The following is an 18,805-nucleotide window of genomic DNA, read 5'->3' on the forward strand; positions in this document are numbered from 1 at the left end:
AATTCATGGATCGTCACGTCACTTCCTACCAATTATTATCTTACACAAATTTATCCTCCCAAACCTCATCATATCTAGTACAATAAAAATAGTAGGAGATTGTCATAATTTAGGAGCGGGTGTCATTTTGAAAAAGTTAAAAACGGCATTAGCCGCATTTTCGAAGAAAACGATTAGTCTATCAGAACTCGAAACGATTACAAAATCATTTTTTCAAACATATGAAGAGTTTTCTCAGACCCTCTTAACGTTTGAGCAAGAAAATATCTTAACCATGGTCCAGTCAAAGGGCAGAACGACACGAATCCCATCCTTGGCGTTCCAATATCGGATTAACAAAAATTTAATAGTAAAAGACTATCATCTGGAACTCCAACACTATCGGAGAATCCTTCATACATCTATCAATTTAGATGAATATTACCGAAAAGATCCGTCCCTTTGGCACCAAGATCTTCCTTATCTGCTGAAAATCCATGAATACGTAACTACCTATGGATTTCCAGCTGAAGCTGTCCCTGCACCAGAGCGGAGCTTTGAACTGGTGGAAGACGAAAAATGGATCGTGGAAAAGGGAGGTAAGGAAGTATTAGAATGTATTGGCCTCTATGAGAGGCTCAAAATCATCCCTGTATCAGAACCACTTATGTTCGCTATCAATCCAATAAAGCTAGATGAACAAGATCAATACCATCTCATTGTCGAAAATAAAACGACCTATCAAGGGTTATTGCCTGCGATCAAGGATACTGTTTTTTCGACCTTAATTTATGGCAGTGGAAAAACGGTTGTGAAAAGTATCGAGCAGTTTTCGATGCAATACCCGATTAATGCAAACCATCACTTTTTCTATTTTGGCGATATTGATTATGAAGGGATTTCGATTTGGCATTCTTTAAATAAGCGGCAGCCAGCCCAACCTGCCATCCGATTTTATCAGCATTGTCTGGAGAAACGGCCCGCGGAAGGGAAGGCGTATCAAAGGCCGCAAAAGGAAGCATTGGAACATTTCCTTCCCTTTTTCCCAAGACATGAGCAAGCGCAAATTCAATTGTTGTTAGAAAAGGGATTGTACCATCCACAGGAAACACTTAAAACGCGGGAACTGCAACAGATATGGAGGGAGACGGATTGGATAAGCTAGATTTACAGGAGATAACCAGTGGGTACTCCGAACGGATGCGCCGGCTCGCTCTATTTGATCCATTATTTGAACTGGACCGGAAAAGGGAACAGGATCTCAGCAACCAGGGTATTGATATGAAGGGTCTTGGTCTGTTGACCCTGTTATTCTTCTTTGAGCAAAAATTAATGCGGCACTATAGGACAGGTGTAAAGCAACTGGCTGCATTTTTAGAAGTACTCACAAAGGAGCAGTATCACTTAGAAGAGGCCGGCTATGAAAAATTGGCAAGAATGCTGATCCAAACCTTTCGTCCCACGACCGGGAAGAAACGCAGCTACTCGTTTTATGATTGGGAATCACAGCGGGAAGATGGGATCGAATATTCGATTCTAAAAGCCAATGATTTTGATGTCGCCACCAATACCCAATACTATACCTTGGATGAGGACGGTTTAGAGTTAGTCTTTGCGACAAAAGAGTTTTATAGTGAATTTCAGCTTTCTATAAATCAGCTCATGCTCCGGAAACAACTGGATAAGGGTGAGTTCAAGGGTGCCTTGCGACAAATCAGTGAAATGCGGATTGATGTGGAGAGTCTAGAAGAGCGGCTGGTGAAATTAAAGCATGAAATCCAGCGCAGTATTGTTTCGGAGGAGACGTTTGAGCGCTATAAACGTTTACTAGAGGATATATATGGCCGGTTAACACGGGAAGATGAAGAATTTAAAGAACTGCGTCAATTCGTCAAAGAGACGCGTGAACGCCTTTATTCGAAAGATATTCACCAAAAGGAAAAGAAAACGTATGAATTAGTTTTAAAGATTACGAGAGAGCTAGAATCTGTCCATTACGAACATTCTCGCTTGCTCCAGCAAAGCCTTTCTTTGAAAAACACCACACTGGTGACGGCACAGGAGTCCCTCTATTATACCGGGATCCAGGCGTTTAACTTTAACCAGGATATTGTGTCCCATCTCGTCTCTGTCCCGTTGCCAATGGATGCGATGAAGGGTGTCCTGCATCCATTTTTAAAGGTCATGGAAATAGAATTGTGGTCCCCGTTAACGGTGTTGGCTGAACAGAATATCACCGAAGAGCGGGAAGAAAGAGCCACGATCGGATTTGTTGAGCTGGATGACCAGGAAATCGATTCGCCTTACCGCAACTGGCTAACGGGTAAATTTAAGGAGTTGATGCAGCTCCTTTTAACCGCAATAGAAGCAGGCAAGGGGAGAACATTATCAATATTTATGACGTTTTTAGATGAGGCAGAGCTTTCAGCCCTCTATCAAGAGCGTTATTTCTATGATTTCTGGCTTATTCTCCACCAGCGGTCCCCGATTGTAAACGGGCAAATCAATGAAGAGGAAACGGGTAAGACCTTGCTGGGCGAGGCACTTGCTCTCCTCGGCAAGCGAACATTGGCGATTGAAGATGGCAAGGGGGTTATTCATCAGGTTGAACGATATTCAATTCAAGAGATGATAATCACTCTGGAAGGAGACGAAGATGAACTATCCTGAACACAAGGTCATCAAGGCCTTTCAATTATACACAAAGTTAGCACGGGACGGTGTCGCAGAGATTGATGCGCTGCATCAGTACAAAGCCGATGATGAGATTCGTGGGCTTTTGGATGTATTTGCAAGTGAAGTAGATTGTGTGATTATTCGTACAAGTGAACAGTTATTTCTGGTCCCGCGGACAAAGCTGTCACCGTTTCATGTCAATAATGACTGGATTAAACGTCACTATTTACGCGCAGGGGCGACGAATGGGGATATTTATTTGTTATATTTTTCGACGATCATTTTATTCGGAAGCTTTTATGACACTTATCAGAGCCATGAGCCGACGCGGCAATTCCTCCAGCTCGGTGAATGGATTCATTTAATTCAAGAGCGAATCGACCAGTTAAAATCTCATGACGAAGAAACATTGAAGGAACTAGAAAAAGAGTTTTCCTATAATTGGGGACTCATCATCGAAAAATGGGATGATATGGACGATATCAAGGAGACAGCCAAAAAGCAAAGCGGGAATACCATCAGTCGGTTGAGCTTTATCGATACCGTTAAACGCTTTTTGGTTGATCAGGAACTGGTGCATGAGTTGGGAAATCAAGAAATCACGCTAACGGAAAAAGCCAAAACCATCGTGCAGCGGTTTTTCATGGAAGTAGAGTATAACAAAGGAATTTTTGAATTTATTTACGGATATGAGAGGAGCGATGAGGATGCCGTCTATCAGTAAAATCCGCCTGACAAATGTGATTTATGAAGAGGGAAATAAACGGTATAATGATGAGCTTTTCATGTTTGACGGGCATAACGGTGCGATTTTATTAGAAAATGGCGGCGGGAAAACAGTCCTCATTCAGACAGCAATGCAAGCCATTTTACCGCATGTGGATCTAGCAGATCGGAAAATAAAAAATACGTTATTGTTGGAAAATGCTCCAGCCCATATCGCGATTGAATGGATTAGCAATGATCAGCCACGCCGCTATGTCGTCACCGCCGTGTCCCTTTTTATGACGAAGCAGGGACTAGACTCCTTACGCTATGTGTACGAATACGATGGAAATGATCCGAACGGGATTGAGGGGATACCGTTTGTCCGGAAAGGGAAAGACAGGAATCGAACAGCGGAACGCGGTGAGATGCAAGATTACTATAGTCATATGCGCGAGCGCTCTTTTCTCGCCCGGACCTTTCCGACTATCAAGGAATATAAGTCATTTATCGAAGAACAATACCATATCATTTCCAGTGAATGGGATAGTATTGTCCAAATTAATAGTTCAGAGGGTGGCGCGGAAGCCTTCTTTGATCATTGTAAAAGCACGAACCAATTGTTTGACCGCCTGCTGATTCCGACAGTAGAAAGCTCGATTGTCGGACATAATTCCAATATGTTTGCGGAAATGTTTGAACAGCAGCATGCAAGCCTTAAGAATTACAAAAAGCTAAAAGAAACGATTGAAGAGAATCAAAAAATCCAAGTCCAATTAGCCGACTATGTATCCACCTATGAACAGCTGCATACGCAAGAAATCGCCTATTTAAAGATAAAGGAGCGGACAAAGGGCGTTTGGCTTGAAACGCGGCAACAAAGAGAGAAGTACCTGTCGGAGCAAACAGAAACAGAGAAGAAAGTGGAAGAGTGGAAAAGCAGTCATCAGCTCCATCGAATCGAGGCCGCTTCCTATGACATACTCGTCGAAGAAACAGAGTGGAAAAGGCTAAAGGAAGAGTATAAAACAGCATTAAGCGAGCAACTGGAGCAAGAAGAAAAGCTCGCACAGGTTCAAATGGATTTCTATTCGTTCAAGCATGCGAAGCTGAAAGCGGAGCAAAAAGACCAACAGGATCAGCTGGCGCATTTTAAAGCCGAGTTGGCCAAATTAGAACAGACGGAAGAATTAGCCGATTTACAGGATCAATTAGAAGAGATGAGTGCGGCGTTACTAGGATATTTTTTAGAAGAAATCGAAAAGCTGGAGAAGCAGCAACAAGCGATCCGCTATCAAGTAATTCCTCTTCTTGGAGAAATAGCTCGAGTTAAGGCTGACCAATCAGTTCTAAATAGTAAGGAACGGACGGTTCGTGATAGCTTATCTGAATGTAAAGCAGTGATAACAAGTCGGTTAAAGGATATGGATGGGCTCAAGCAGCGGTTGCTGGCCAACCCTGTTCAAGATCATGTGAAGGACGAATTAAAGCAGTGGAATATACGTCATCAATTTTTAGATGAGGATATCATTCGGATTGGGCAGGAAGAAAAACAGCTTTTGTCTGATGAAATAGAGGCGACTGTTCGCTTAGAGGCTTATCGCCGTGATGCTCTAGTGGTTCAGAGTGCTTATGATAAAGCTACTTTCCAGTTAGAGGAAGTTGCCCTTGCCCAAGAGCGACTGATCCAACAGCTTGCTTCCCTAAGACCACAATGGGCAAGCGTTGAAAGTGTGTATTTAAAGCAGGAATCCATTGAAAAACGGTTAATCGAACAGCTGGAGCAACTACAATCAGCGAAAAATACCCTTTTATATCGTGAACGGATTGCCTACCGTTTTGTGGATGATTATAGTACGCAGGATGTCTTTTTTGCCGATCCATTCCTCGAACAGCAACTCAACTCCTGGAAAAATCAATTTGATTACTTGGTTACAGGGGTGGAGTATCTGCAGACAAGTGAAGAAACGATAGGGCATGAGTATCCGTTCTGGCCCGTCACATTAATCACCACGTCTAAATCGAAGCCGCTGCTGGTCGAAAAGTTAAACCATCTGTCTGATCGACTGCAATTTCCGATCGTTGTATTGTCGTCGGAAGAAGTCTTGACCATCCAAGAAGGCAACGACGCACCTTCTTGGGTTACACCGCATCATTGGGAACATAACCGAGAGGAATCGCGTTTTCTTGAGTGGAAACAAGAAATGGTGGAGCACGCCAATGAAAGCAGATCACTGCGGGAGAAAAAGGAAAACGAGATGACGACATGGCAGGCGGTCTTAAAGGAGTTTATCCAATTTCTTGAAGTGCATCCTTTTGAGAAAAAAGCAACCCTTGAGGAAGATCAATCAAAAGCGTCTAACCAGCTCGCGGATTTGGCGATCAACATGAAACGGGAAACCGATTTACTTCAGGCATTACGGGATAAAATATCACAGGGCCAAACAACAATCAAGACCTACCGTGATGAAAAGCAGGGCTTAGAAACTAAAATTGAAAAAGGCTTTCAGTACCTTCAATTTGAAAAAGAAGTGGAAGCAGCAGGCAACCAACAAAAGGCAGCGGAGCGGGAACGAGAACAAATTGAAAAAGAGCTTAGCCAGATGGCTGCCAGATTAACAGGGCTTGAAGAGGAAGCAATGGATTTGGAAAAACAAATTCAAGGTCTTGCGGCAAGAGTGGCCATGGTTAAAGAAGATGATGAGTTTCAATTATTACAAACATTATCACCTATTTATTCCGGAGAAAGTAAACAAACGATTAAAGGGAAAATTCGTGATCTAGAATTGAAAATCAAGCAAATTACGACTACACAAGGAGAATGGCTGGCCAAACGGGATGCGGCCCAAAAAAATATCCAGACGTTATCGGAACAAATGAAAGAATTACTCCTTGAACATGGTCCGTTAGATGACAGCAGAGCCTTTCCGAGTGATGGGGAGCAGCAACTTCAGCGCCTGAAAGAAAAGATAATTAGTCTAAAAGAAGTGCATAGCAAACAAGTAGAGGAAGTTTCAAAAAAAGCGACATGGAAAGATAAACAAGCGGGGAAATGGGAAACAAAGCTTGAACAGTTTAAACAAGCGTTTCCACATGAAGAACGAAAAACGTTTGATATCCCGCTTGACCGAGTCGCTGCGAAATTAGCGGAAGAGGAACAGCAATTACAAGACCGCAAAACCTTTATTGACCAGGAGTTATCGAGAATTGCCAAGGAATTAAAACAGGTGGATGAGGGTGAGCGCTGGCTGGAAAAGTTTATTGAGGCGCATCATTTTGACGCACCGGATGTGGTGGCTCAGGCCTTAATACCGGAAGAATTGGTCGATTTCACCTATCATCGGATGAAATTTTTAAAAAGCTTTACCGATGAACTGATCAAGGAAAAAGAAGCTCTAGAGCTCCAGCGGCAGCAGGTCGGTCGAGCTAAGAGTGTCTTTCGCGCTTTTTGTGACAGATCGATTTCAGATGTGAAGATGCGGAATATGGCTCTGAATGGAATCGAGCATAAAACCACCTATTACGATATTCTTGAGTTTAAGAAGAATATGATGTTGAGCGTGGAAAGAGCAACGAGCTATGCCAATGAGCATATTCGTCAGAAGGATGCAGAACTGCAAGCATTTATTAACCAAATTCATTCTCATTTATTAACCTTGGTGGAGGAACTGAGACAGATACCGAAAAAAACAAAGGTGAAAATTGTTGATGATTGGAAGCAGGTCTTTACCTTTGCCATTCCTGAATGGGATGACGAGGAAGGAAAAATGCGGATTCGTGATTATCTTGAGTGGATGCTCGAACAATTGGAATCAGATCGTTTCTTAAACGAACAGGGCATACAGGATGATGGGAAGGTTCGCAAGGAAATCGAAACCTGGCTTCAGTCGAAGCAGCTACTGCAGATCGTCATGAATAATGAGGTAATGAAGGTTAGCTGTCGGAAGGTGACCAATGATAATAAAGTCACCACCCGGTCCTATTCGTGGGAACAGAGTAATATTTGGTCTGGTGGAGAAAAGTGGAGTAAAAACATGACGCTTTTCTTAGGTATTTTAAATTATGTGGCTGAAAAAAAGCAGCATATTCAGCAAAATGCGAAACGCCATCGGGCGGTCATCCTGGATAATCCGTTTGGGAAGGCCTCTAGTGATCATGTGTTGAGTCCTGTGTTTTTTGTGGCGGAACAGCTCGGCTTTCAAATTATTGCATTGACGGCACATGCTGAAGGAAAGTTTCTCCAAGACTACTTTCCTGTTATTTATAGCTGTCGATTAAGAGCATCAACTGATGTGGCGAAAAAAGTCATGACGAAGGAAAAGTGGCTTCACCATGCTTACTTCCAGGACCATGAACCGAAAACAACCGACAGACTGGGGCAGACAGAGCAGCTGGCATGGTTTGAATAGAGTTTGTGAAATGTTCGGGAAATCAATCCCTGTAGACTTTTTCAAAAATATTCTCTTTTTCGGAACCATCTGTGAAAAAGCCAATATAAAAAAATCTATAAAAAGGAGTGTGATTGTCATATAAATCACACTCCTTTTTAGTGGAACCAGGGGGACGGTTCTGGTGGTCTTAATATTCATGCATGAGCCAGGAGAACCGTCCCCCTGGCGCATCAAAATAAATTGACTATACTACGCTAAATATGGTAATTTTTTCTTAAGTAACCGGTTTCAAATTTGGTGTTTTGATATTTACAGGAAAATATTATTCTAGGAAACCACTGAATGGAGGAGTTGATTACATATGTCAAATATCCCGTCGATCTTTATTAACCTGAGGATTCCTGTCATTGGAGCCCCACTTTTCATCATTAGTAATCCCAAGCTAGTTATTGAGCAGTGTAAAGCAGGAATCGTTGGTTCGATGCCCGCACTGAATGCCCGCCCCGCCGCGCAGCTTGATGAATGGCTCGCGGAAATCACAGAAGAACTAGCTACTTACAATGCTCTTCACCCTGATCGTCCCGCTGCCCCATTTGCCATTAATCAAATTGTCCACAAGTCCAATGATCGACTTGAACAGGACATGGAATTATGCATGAAATATAAGGTTCCGATTATCATTTCGTCTCTAGGGGCACGCGAAGAAATTAATGTGGCCGCACACAGCTACGGAGGCATTGTTTTTCACGATGTGATCAATAACAAGTACGCACATAAGGCGATTGAAAAAGGAGCAGATGGTCTGATTGCAGTTGCTGCAGGGGCGGGTGGACATGCTGGCGTCAAGAGCCCATTTGCCTTGATTCAGGAAATCCGCCAATGGTTTGAGGGCCCGCTCGCTTTATCTGGATCGATTGCGAACGGAAACGCAATCCTGGCTGCGCAAGCTATGGGGGCTGATTTTGCCTATATTGGCTCACCATTTATTGCAACAAACGAAGCGAGGGCGGCTGAAGAGTATAAGCAAGCAATTGTAGAATCTACCTCAGATGATATTGTTTATAGCAATCTATTCACCGGTGTCCATGGCAACTATCTTGCGCCTTCGATTAGAGCAGCCGGTTTGGACCCAGATGCACTCCCTGAAAGTGATCCAACGAAAATGAATTTTGGCGGGGCTGGGAAGGCGAAGGCCTGGAAAGATATATGGGGAAGTGGTCAAGGGATTGGCGTCATCAATAAGGTCTCAAGCACTGTCGCCTATGTCGACAAGCTTCAGCAAGAGTATATGGCGGCAAAAGAGAGATTAATGAAAACAAGTGAAGAGTTCGTAGGTAAGTAACCTTTCACAAACATATGTTTCTTCACATTTATAACTCAATGAGTGGGACAGGAAAATAGGATGAACTTGGAGAAATATTTCCAAGTTCATTTTTAATGTTTATTTACTTTAGCAAATCACAGTTATAGAAAAGTGCAGGGGTCCAATTAAATTTAATTGTTTACCATTCTACAAGATTCAGGTTATAATAAAATTTACTAAATTTAGGGTGACGAAATAATTAACGAAGATCCTATTAATGAGATTTAGCAAAATGAATGGGTAATGTAGAAAAGAGTATTGGTCTATTCAGGTTGAGCGCTGGACCCATCATGAGAATAAACAGACCATTGGAAAACAACTGTTTTCTAGAAAGGTGAGGAAAATTGAATAAACTTATCGGAAAGAAACGAGTGCAGCTTGCATTACTGCTAGGATCACTTGGATTGTTAGGACCTTTTACCATCGATATGTATTTACCATCCTTTCCTACTATTGTAAAGGAATTTCATACGACGGCATCATTTGTACAAATTAGTTTAACGACCTGCCTTTTGGGCCTAGGCTTGGGACAATTGATTATTGGTCCGATGAGTGATGTGAAAGGGCGTCGGAACCCGTTGCTGATCTTTCTCGGCTTATACTTAATAGCTTCTGTCACATGTGCGATTGCACCCAATATTTATTCCTTTATTGGAGCCCGTTTCGTGCAAGGTTTTGCGGCAGCAGGTGGACTTGTGATCTCTCGGGCCATTGTTCGAGATCTTTTTAATGGAAGGGAACTGACCAAGTTTTTTGCATTAATGGTGTTAGTAGGGAACCTAGGGCCAATCGTTGCGCCAATCGCAGGAGGCGGAATTTTGGCTTTTACCACTTGGACTGGGGTTTTTCTTGTGCTAGCTTGTGTAGGCATGGTGCTAATCCTCACGGTGTCCTTTAAACTAGAAGAAACATTACCAAAGGAAAAGCGGGTCCCTAGCAACCTCTCCCAAGTTGTGAAGAATTTTGGGTCTTTAGTCAAGGATCGTCCATTCATGGGTTATGCCTTTACACAAGGTTTTATTACCGCTGGGATCTTTGCATACGTTTCAGGTATTCCGTTTGTGTATCAGAATATTTATGGTGTTTCACCGCAACAATTTAGTCTGTTATTTGGGGTGAATGGGATTGCTTTAATACTTGGCAGCCAGTCGGTTGGCCGCTTCACCGACATCATTCCCGAGCGAACTTTCTTAAAGATAGGCTTACTGATCTCTAATATAGCGGGGGCTGTCTTATTAATCTCTCTCCTATTAAAAGCCCCACTTTTTGCAGTTGCCGTTCCAATCTTTTTTTTAGTATCGTCAATCGGAATAATTTCAACGACATCTTTTGCATTAGCGATCGAGTCGCAAGGCCATATCGCGGGTAGTGCGTCTGCGCTTTTAGGACTATTGCCGTTTGTACTAGGCTCCTTAACGGCCCCGTTAGTGGGAATCGCCGGAGAATATTCCGCCATTCCGATGGGGATCGTGATCTTTTCGACGAGCTTTTTGGCCTTCCTTTCCTATTTTATTTTAGTGAGAAAGGTTTCAGGTCAGAAGCAAGCTTCTAGATCATAATGGAAAACTCATCTTTTACTAAAAGGAGATTCTATCTTAATAATGATAGACTCCTTTTTTTCTAAACGAAGGTCTTGGATAAAACTGTTTAGAATATCAAATATTTTTCTGCTATAATAAACTCGGAACTGGGAGCTTGTTTTTACATAAATAACTAATATTATCTATAATCTTTTCACTATTATTATTCCGAGGTGATCAACTTGAGTCAAAACAACATAGAGAAAGAATCTTTTACAAAAGTACTCGGTGCTTTAGAAAGAATGAAAGAAATGTCTAGAAAAAGTCAACAAAAACAAGATCTAAAAAACTGGAGTGATATTAAGACTCCAATCATATTAAAAGATGCACTCGCAAGACTTTCAAAAGACGAATTAAGTGCGATTAGAAAACAATTCGACATAAAGAACGCTAGCCAGCTAAAAAAAGGGGAATTAATCGAGGTATTAACGCAACAGATTCCGCTACTGCTTGAAAAGATTTTTAGGAATATGGACATGGAGCGTTATCAGATCATCAAAAAAATAATGGATAATGGTGGAACAATCGTGGAACCATTATTAACAGCTCGTCAATTCCAGTATTTTCGCAACAGTGGTATTCTCTTTACTGGAACGCTCGAAGGCAAAAAGATACTAGGAATGCCAGAGGATTTAGTTAAGAGTCAAGCCGTACAAGAAGCTGGCAAACCATTCATGTCTGTTTTTCAAAGAAATACGGAATGGATTAAGCTTACACAAGGATTACTCTACTATTACGGCACACTATCCATCCAGGAATTAATGGTTTTACTTGAAAAATACCTGAATGAACCTATCAATCTTTCAGACTATCTCACTGTATTGGAGCATGCTAGTTCCTATTATTACCAAATCCGAATGGACCATATAGGGTTTTCCCATATAAGAGTGTTTGATCCAGAAAAAGTACAACAGGAACAGCAAATGAGAAAAGACCTTGGGTTTTTCCCATTCACTAAAGAACAATTAGTAAGAGCTGGTGAGCCTGAATATAGTGAACAGAACAATAGCGTTCTTCAATTTATTCACTATTTAACAGAAAACTATGTAATGAGTAGGGAAGAGGCAAATGTTATTGTAGAAGAATGTGTGTTTGCGACGAAAAAGGGGGAGTCTCCCGATCAAATTCTTCAATTTCTCGAAAGAAGACTACAATTCCAAAGTTTAGATTCGGTTCAATCTTGTATGGAAAAAGTTGTAAATCTCATGAATCAGACGAGACAATGGTTTCTTAAAGGATATACGCCTGAAGAATTATCGCCACTTGAACAGGAATCGCTACGGCCACTGCCAGATCGGAAAGACAATATTGTCAACTTTACGACAGGAAAAAAAATTGGTAGAAATGAATTATGCCCTTGTGGAAGTAATAAAAAATATAAAAAATGTTGTGGGAGATAAAAGTATTTTTTTAGTGTCTGAGTGAACTCAGGCACTTTTTTTGTATCTACCGCTATTAATTGATTAATTAGAAAAAAGACCATATACTAAAAATAGCGATCTATTTAAATTGTCAAAAATAAATTTTTCACCGCTTATTAATGAGAAAATAGAAGAAAGTCTTTACTCTCTCAGGTAAGTCTATGGACTTCCACCCATTAATAAGAAAAGGCTTTCAGTCCTCCTTTTATGACAGAAACATCTGGAAATTCTATTCAATAAGCAACATGGCATGCCATATCATTGTGAATTTTTTTGATAAGATAGGAGGATTCTATGAGTCTACACGTAGATGACATTTTAAATTTAGATATTATGAAGAATGCAATCGTCGTTGCAGGGGAAAATGTAGTAAAGGAGAAAGAAGTACAGTGGGTTTCTGCGATGGAAATGCCGGTAGAAAGTTTCGTTCGTAAGAATGAATTTGTTTTGACAACAGCAATTGGCTGTGGTCATCACCATGAGGAATTCGAGAAATTTGTACAGGATATTATTGATTCAGAAGCATCTGCTTTGGTAGTGGCACTAGGGCGGCATATTTTTGAAATTCCAAAGGAAGCGATTGAACTAGCGAACAAGAACCAATTTATTCTGATTGAAATTCCATGGGAAATTCGCTTTTCGGAAATTATTGAAGAAGTCATGCTGGAATTAAATGATGCCAACTATAAAGAAAGCAGAAAGTCGGAAAAAGTTCAGCAGGAGCTATTGAATTTAATTCTGAAAGAAACAGAGCTGACCTGTATTGCCAATTATTTATACCAACATGTTGGGTACCCCGTTATAATTACCGATCAGATTGGAACTGTACAAGCCCAAAGTGAGGAGGCACCTGACTTTCTTGATAATTGGCGGGAATATGCTGTAAAGGGAATGGTCCCTGAACGAAAATCGGTGTCACTCACTTCACATGACCCGATGATTCAAAAAATACAAACGATTAACATTGAGGATTATTGTATTGTGCAGCTTCCGGTTATTCAAGTTTCCGAAAATACACAAGACTATTTATTTGTTATTCTACCATCGGATATTTCGCTCGATCGGTTTCTAACCCCATATGCAGTTAATGTATTAGAGCACGCTGTGACAACAATTGCTCTCTGGTTTTCCAGGAAAAATGCTGTAGAAGAAGCAAAATCTATCCTTCACGATACGTTTATTAAAGAACTCATTAACGGTGAATTTATCTCTAGTGATCTTGCGAATTCACGAGCTGAGATTGTAGGCTATAACCTTAACCATCCTTATATTTGCATCGTGGGTTCTCCGGAAAATTTAAAAAAGCTATTTAATCAAAGAAAAATAGATGAAAAATCCTATCAGCTTTGGTTAGAAAGTATGATTCATTATATAAAAGAAGAAATTTTCTATGCGGCCCAGTCATTACAGAAAGAAGTCATGATTTCATATCAAGAAGACAAGTTTCTAGTTTTTCTTGAGATTTCCCTTGATAATAAGAAAGAAAGTATGACAAACTTTTTAGATTTAGTGGACCGGCGCTTGCGAAGCTTACTTCCTAATGTTGTCATTTCTTGGGGGATTGGCAATTACAATGAGGGAGTGTTAGGTTTTAAGGAAAGCTATCAAAATGCAAAAATAGCTTTAAATATCAGTAGGAATAAAAAAGGGATTGGAAATCGAGTTATGTATGAAAATACGGCTATCGATCGAGTGTTATTAAATCTCTATCAAAACAAAGAAATGAAAGAAATCATTATGTCTACAGTCGAACCATTAATAGAATACCATAAACTAAGGAATCTCGATTTAATCGAGACGATCAGTACATATAATCATTATCAAGGAAATGTCAGTAAAACAGCAAAAGCCTTATTCTTACACCGGCAATCTTTGCTCTATCGTTTAAGAAAGATTGAAGAATTGACAGGACTCTCCCTTGTTGATCCGGATGATTTATTTTTACTAGATTTAAGTATTAAAACATGGAAAATGGGATTTTAGCAAAATAAAAAAAGCTAGCCAAAGAGAGATATCTTTAACTCTTGGCTGGCTTTTTTTGTATTTAAATTCGAAAGCAATATATTTTTTGTGTACAAATTGTAAGAAAGAATATTGAGAAAATTCATACAAAATATCGGATGTATTTTAAAATTCTGATTTCTATAATAAACCAAAGGGTAAATATTCAACTTACAGACATACTTTTTTTACCTAAAAGCAAGAATGAGATTTGCCATTAGAAATGAAAAGGGAGTTGAGGTCTACAATGAAAAAATGGATGATGTGTTTTCTAATTGGAGTCATGCTGATGGCATTAGCTGCATGTGGTACTTCCACAAGCACTTCTACCGGGGCTTCTTCCAGCAACGAATCCACCTTGGAAAAATTGAAAAAACAAGGCTATGCAACAGTTGGATTTGCTAACGAGATTCCCTATGCCTATGCCACTTCCGATGGAAAACTTACGGGTGAGTCTGTTGAAGTAGCGAGAGCTGTTCTAAAAAGATTGGGAATTAAAGAAGTAAATGGTGTCCTAACGGAGTTTGGATCACTCATACCAGGCATCAAGGCAAAGCGTTTTGACATGATCACTGCTGGTATGTATATCACTCCAGAACGTGCCAAGGAAGTAGCATATGGTAATCCTGACTATATGATTGGTCAAGCCATTGCAGTGAAAAAAGGAAATCCTTTGGATCTGCATAGCTACGAGGATATTGCCAAAAATGAAAAAGTTAAAGTCGGTGTCATTGGTGGCTCAGTTGAAAGTGGTTACTTAACGGAGGTTGGCGTTGCGAAAGATCAAATTTCAATTTTTCCGGATAATTCTTCGCTTATTTCTGCTTTGCAGGCACAACGAGTTGATACCGTTACAGTCTCAGGTCCATCGATTCGAAAAATGCTAGAATCGGCTAACGATTCGAATATCGAGGGTGTGGAGGATTTCAAACAACCCGTTATCGATGGGAAAAGTTTCAGGGCTTATGGCGCCATTGTCTTTCGAAAAGAAGATGACGAATTTCGAAAAGCATATAATAAGGAATTACAAGCTTTGAAGGATTCTGGGGAGCTTTTAGAGATCTTGAAAAAGTTCGGAATGTCGGAAGATGAATTACCTAAAGATGTTACAGTCGAGGATGTATTAAAGAACTAAATATGAGTTACTATCAGAAATCAGATGGTGCATCTGATTTCTGAAATTTTTTAAAGACTTACATCGTTTTTTGGGCTGGAGGTTTTTATGAGAATCATTGAAACAGATATTTTAATCATTGGTTCCGGTGCGGCTGGTTTAACTGCTTCCGTCTATGCGGGGCTGTCAGGCCTGGATGTCCTTGTTATTGATAAGGGGGCTGTAGGCAAAAGTGGATCAACAGTCGGAGCTGTTCAAATAGCAGCTTCCGGCCGTTGGTCAAGTGAAAAGGATACCCAAGAATCTTATACGAACGATATTCTTTTAAGCGGAAAAGGGTTAAGCAAACTTCCAATGGTTCAAGCACTCGTCCATGACATTGAAAAAATAATTGCTGATGTGGTGGAATGGGGATTGAGGCTTGATAAAGATTCTGCTGGAAATCTCGTCGTTTCTTCTACCTCAGGGCATCGTGCACCACGCTCCATTAGTGCTAATAAAGGGAATAGCGGACGGGCTATTATCCAAACATTATCAAGGAAAGCAAAAACACTCTCGAATATTAAGTTAATAAGTGATGTTATAACGATTGAATTAGTTTGTTTTGAAAACCAAGTGCATGGGGCATTGGCGTATGACTTGGCTAAAGCTGAACTTTTATTGATTCTTAGTAAGTCAGTCATTCTTGCGACGGGAGGAGCTGGTCAACTATACCCGGTTACCAGTAATCCGGTTCAAGCGACAGGAGATGGATTTTCTTTAGCGTTAAAAGCGGGTGCTGCGTTGATTGATATGGAACAGATTCAATTTTACCCTGTAAGCCTCATTTTTCCTGAAGCACTTAAAGGATTTTGCATGAGTTTTTATCCTATGGCAAAGCTTTATAATAGTTTTAATGAAAGGTTTATGCACCGCTATGAACCTGAAAAACTAGAGGATGTAACGAGAGACCGTTTAGCTTATGCTGTTGCGTGCGAAGTTCGTCAAGGGAAAGGTAGCAGTCATAATGGAGTTTGGTTAGATGGGACGGCTGCGAGTGAAGAGATTAAGCAGTTATTTCCACATGAATATAAGCTTTGCCTCGAGCATGGTGTCGATTTAGCGAAGGATCGTGCAGAAATTGCACCTGCTGCTCATTTTATTATGGGTGGTGTCGATGTAGACGAGGATGGTGCATCTAGTGTAGAGGGGCTTTATATTGCTGGTGAAACAGCAGGCGGATTGCATGGCGGAAACCGTTTAGGAAATAATGCTTTATCCGAGTGTTTGGTTTTTGGAGCAAGGGCGGGTAAAGCGGCGGCACATTATGAGAAGACTGCGCTCCGACTATCTAATAGTAGACTCGCGCATATGATTGACAGAGGACAAGGATTTGTAAAGAAGATCACCACGTTATCTGGTCAACATCGGCCATATCAAGTAAAGGACCGGCTTCGCCACATCATGGGTGAATACGTGGGGGTTCTTCGAAATAGAACAGAGCTAAAAACAGCACAGGCTGAACTAGAAGCGGTTGTCCAGCAACTTGCGGACGTGACGGTAAAAGGTTGGGGGAAACCTTTTGCTAGGGAAGTGACCGACTATATTGAAGCAGAGCATATGATATGGACTGCCAAGGGAATCATTGGCTCAAGCCTATTAAGAAGAGAGAGCAGAGGCGCTCATTTTCTTAGCGATTACCCAGATTTGTTACCAACTGTTGAGCATACAACTGTTCGATTCAATAAAGGGGAATTGTGTTTCTCGACAAGATTAGCTGCAAATAAAAGGTTGGTGGCCTATGCTAAAAATAAAAATTGACCGATTTGAGGAGAACAGACATTCTCAGGCTGATTATTTTGAAATTCCCAATCAAAACGACATGACCGTCTTGGCTGTTTTAGAACTGATTTATCGGGAGAGAGATCCGACAATTGCCTACCGTTTCTCATGTAAAACAGGTCTTTGCGGAACGTGCGCCATGATGATCAATCATAAATCTGGATTAAGTTGTATGAAAGCTGCAGCAGCATATAGTGATGGATACCTTCATCTCAGTCCACTAGCACAGGGGATTACAGTTAGAGATTTAGTGAAAGAAGTAAGGTGAAATTCGTCATCTGAAAATAAATGAATGCGGAGGTAGAAATGATATACGAAGCGAGAAAAGGACAAGTAAGTTATGGGGAATCAATTGGTATTCTGCTTCTTGACACTTTTGCACCTTTTATTCCGGGAGATGTAGGCAATGCCACCACCTATTCTTATCCAGTAAGATTTCGTAAAGTAGAGGGCTTTTCAGTCACCCGCTTGTTTAATAAGGATCTAACCGCCCTTGATGCAATGGTTGAGGCATGCCAAGAGCTCGTTAATGAAGGGGTAAAAGCGATTACAGGAGACTGCGGTTATATGGCCTTATTTCAAAAAGAACTGGCTGAAAGAGTGGAGGTTCCCATCTTTCTTTCTAGTCTGCTGCAGGTTCCTTTTATCTCACAGATGTTAAGTAAGGATGAAAAGGTAGGAATTATTTGCGCAGATTCTAGGATACTAGATCGAGAGTTATTAGCTGAGGTAGGGGTCCATGCTACGATCCCTGTTTGTATAAGCGGACTAGAAAATAAAGAGTATTTTTATCAAGCAGCAATAGAGGAAGTAGGCACCCTTGACGCACAGCAAATCGAAAGTGAAGTTGTTACTGCCGCTAAAGAAATGGTGGAGAAAGACCCGATGGTAAAAGCTATATTATTGGAGTGCAGTATGCTTCCACCCTATGCTGCAGCTGTACAAGAAGCAGTTAAATTGCCAGTCTTTGATTATGTGACGATGATCAATTATGTCCATTCTTCACTGGTGAAAAATAGATATGAAGGGTATATGTAAACTAGCGTTCCAACTATTTTTTGCCCTCTCCACAAACCATTCTTTATGACAGGAGTGTGATTATGATAAATACCTATATTGAAATGGTACCTGCCTTATTAAATGGGGCTAAGATTACCATCGAAGTGCTCGTACTGTCTCTCATTTTCACCTATATAATTGCCTTTATTGCTGGCCTGGGAAAACTGTCAAAGTTCAGAGCAATAAGAGTAGTTTGTACGATTTATATTGAAATTTTCCGAGGTACCTCCTTATTAGTTCAATTGTTTTGGATTTACTTTGTTTTGCCGTTTTTCGGGATTGAATTTTCTGCCCTGACAGCAGGTGTCATTGCCATGTCCTTATGCTACGGTGCGTATGCGTCAGAGGTTGTTCGCGGGGCGATTCTTTCCATTCCTAAGGGGCAAACAGAAGCGGCCATTGCCTTAAATATGACACCCTTTCAAAGAATGATGAAAATTATTATCCCACAGGCATTCAAAATCATGCTGCCTGGATTCGGAAATCTCTCGATTGAATTAATGAAAGGGACCTCACTTGTTTCCTTAATTACGCTTGGCGATCTAACCTACCAATCCTTAACTCTCCGGAATACAAATGTCGCCCATACAACCGAGATTTTTGTCGCCTTACTCGTCATCTATTTTATTATTGCCCTGCCTCTTATTGTTTTAGCCCGATGGTTAGAGCGTAGAGCATCACTAGGGAGGGTTTAA

General features: G+C 40.8%; 13 protein-coding genes. All 13 read left to right on the top strand.

The window, feature by feature from the left end:
• The first annotated feature begins 127 nt into the window (after positions 1-127).
• The 13 genes from TY15_RS00295 (at position 128) to ehuC (ending at position 18,805) form a co-directional block, all read left to right on the top strand.
• Complete coding sequence (locus TY15_RS00295) at positions 128-1,144, top strand: Wadjet anti-phage system protein JetD domain-containing protein (RefSeq protein ID WP_040209093.1); 1,017 nt, start codon at positions 128-130, stop codon at positions 1,142-1,144.
• A complete protein-coding gene (locus TY15_RS00300) occupies positions 1,132-2,649 on the top strand; it encodes a hypothetical protein (RefSeq protein ID WP_052353671.1) in 1,518 nt (505 codons plus the stop codon). The genes TY15_RS00295 and TY15_RS00300 overlap by 13 nt, the downstream gene beginning before the upstream one ends.
• Positions 2,636-3,379, top strand: a complete 744-nt coding sequence (locus tag TY15_RS00305; protein WP_040209091.1) for a DUF6063 family protein — start codon at positions 2,636-2,638, stop codon at positions 3,377-3,379. The genes TY15_RS00300 and TY15_RS00305 overlap by 14 nt, the downstream gene beginning before the upstream one ends.
• Positions 3,363-7,769 (top strand): coiled-coil domain-containing protein, encoded by a 4,407-nt coding sequence (locus tag TY15_RS00310; protein ID WP_040209089.1) that lies wholly within the window; start codon positions 3,363-3,365, stop codon positions 7,767-7,769. The genes TY15_RS00305 and TY15_RS00310 overlap by 17 nt, the downstream gene beginning before the upstream one ends.
• A 343-nt stretch (positions 7,770-8,112) precedes the next feature.
• The gene (locus TY15_RS00315) at positions 8,113-9,093 is read left to right on the top strand and encodes an NAD(P)H-dependent flavin oxidoreductase (protein ID WP_040209088.1); all 981 of its coding nucleotides are present in this window, start codon (positions 8,113-8,115) and stop codon (positions 9,091-9,093) included.
• Positions 9,094-9,458: 365 nt separating this feature from the next.
• A complete protein-coding gene (locus TY15_RS00320; protein WP_040209086.1) occupies positions 9,459-10,673 on the top strand; it encodes a Bcr/CflA family multidrug efflux MFS transporter in 1,215 nt (404 codons plus the stop codon).
• A gap of 203 nt (positions 10,674-10,876) precedes the next feature.
• Positions 10,877-12,094, top strand: a complete 1,218-nt coding sequence (locus TY15_RS00325; RefSeq protein ID WP_040209067.1) for an SEC-C metal-binding domain-containing protein — start codon at positions 10,877-10,879, stop codon at positions 12,092-12,094.
• A 315-nt stretch (positions 12,095-12,409) separates the two neighbouring features.
• Positions 12,410-14,098, top strand: coding sequence for a PucR family transcriptional regulator (locus tag TY15_RS00330; RefSeq protein ID WP_040209065.1), 1,689 nt, complete (start codon positions 12,410-12,412; stop codon positions 14,096-14,098).
• Between the two features lie 265 nt (positions 14,099-14,363).
• Positions 14,364-15,251, top strand: coding sequence for an ectoine/hydroxyectoine ABC transporter substrate-binding protein EhuB (gene ehuB / locus TY15_RS00335; RefSeq protein WP_040209064.1), 888 nt, complete (start codon positions 14,364-14,366; stop codon positions 15,249-15,251).
• Between the two features lie 87 nt (positions 15,252-15,338).
• A complete protein-coding gene (locus tag TY15_RS00340; RefSeq protein WP_040209063.1) occupies positions 15,339-17,030 on the top strand; it encodes an L-aspartate oxidase in 1,692 nt (563 codons plus the stop codon).
• The gene (locus tag TY15_RS00345; RefSeq protein WP_052353672.1) at positions 17,011-17,319 is read left to right on the top strand and encodes a 2Fe-2S iron-sulfur cluster-binding protein; all 309 of its coding nucleotides are present in this window, start codon (positions 17,011-17,013) and stop codon (positions 17,317-17,319) included. Before TY15_RS00340 ends, TY15_RS00345 begins: the two co-directional genes overlap by 20 nt.
• 38 nt (positions 17,320-17,357) lie before the next feature.
• Positions 17,358-18,089 (top strand): aspartate/glutamate racemase family protein, encoded by a 732-nt coding sequence (locus TY15_RS00350; protein ID WP_040209061.1) that lies wholly within the window; start codon positions 17,358-17,360, stop codon positions 18,087-18,089.
• 62 nt (positions 18,090-18,151) lie between these two features.
• Positions 18,152-18,805 carry an ectoine/hydroxyectoine ABC transporter permease subunit EhuC gene (ehuC, locus tag TY15_RS00355; protein ID WP_040209060.1) on the top strand — a complete coding sequence of 218 codons (654 nt, stop codon included), beginning with the start codon at positions 18,152-18,154 and terminating at the stop codon, positions 18,803-18,805.

Origin of the sequence: Neobacillus jeddahensis (assembly GCF_000612625.1) — a bacterium.
Classification (GTDB): domain Bacteria; phylum Bacillota; class Bacilli; order Bacillales; family Cytobacillaceae; genus Neobacillus; species Neobacillus jeddahensis.

Bases quoted from the DNA above. Each gene is read 5' to 3' on its own strand.
- TY15_RS00305 (WP_040209091.1), top strand. From the start codon at position 2,636: ATGAACTATCCTGAACACAAGGTCATCAAGGCCTTTCAATTATACACA.
- TY15_RS00310 (WP_040209089.1), top strand. From the start codon at position 3,363: ATGCCGTCTATCAGTAAAATCCGCCTGACAAATGTGATTTATGAAGAG.
- TY15_RS00315 (WP_040209088.1), top strand. From the start codon at position 8,113: ATGTCAAATATCCCGTCGATCTTTATTAACCTGAGGATTCCTGTCATT.
- TY15_RS00330 (WP_040209065.1), top strand. From the start codon at position 12,410: ATGAGTCTACACGTAGATGACATTTTAAATTTAGATATTATGAAGAAT.
- ehuB (WP_040209064.1), top strand. From the start codon at position 14,364: ATGAAAAAATGGATGATGTGTTTTCTAATTGGAGTCATGCTGATGGCA.
- TY15_RS00340 (WP_040209063.1), top strand. From the start codon at position 15,339: ATGAGAATCATTGAAACAGATATTTTAATCATTGGTTCCGGTGCGGCT.
- TY15_RS00345 (WP_052353672.1), top strand. From the start codon at position 17,011: ATGCTAAAAATAAAAATTGACCGATTTGAGGAGAACAGACATTCTCAG.
- TY15_RS00350 (WP_040209061.1), top strand. From the start codon at position 17,358: ATGATATACGAAGCGAGAAAAGGACAAGTAAGTTATGGGGAATCAATT.
- ehuC (WP_040209060.1), top strand. From the start codon at position 18,152: ATGATAAATACCTATATTGAAATGGTACCTGCCTTATTAAATGGGGCT.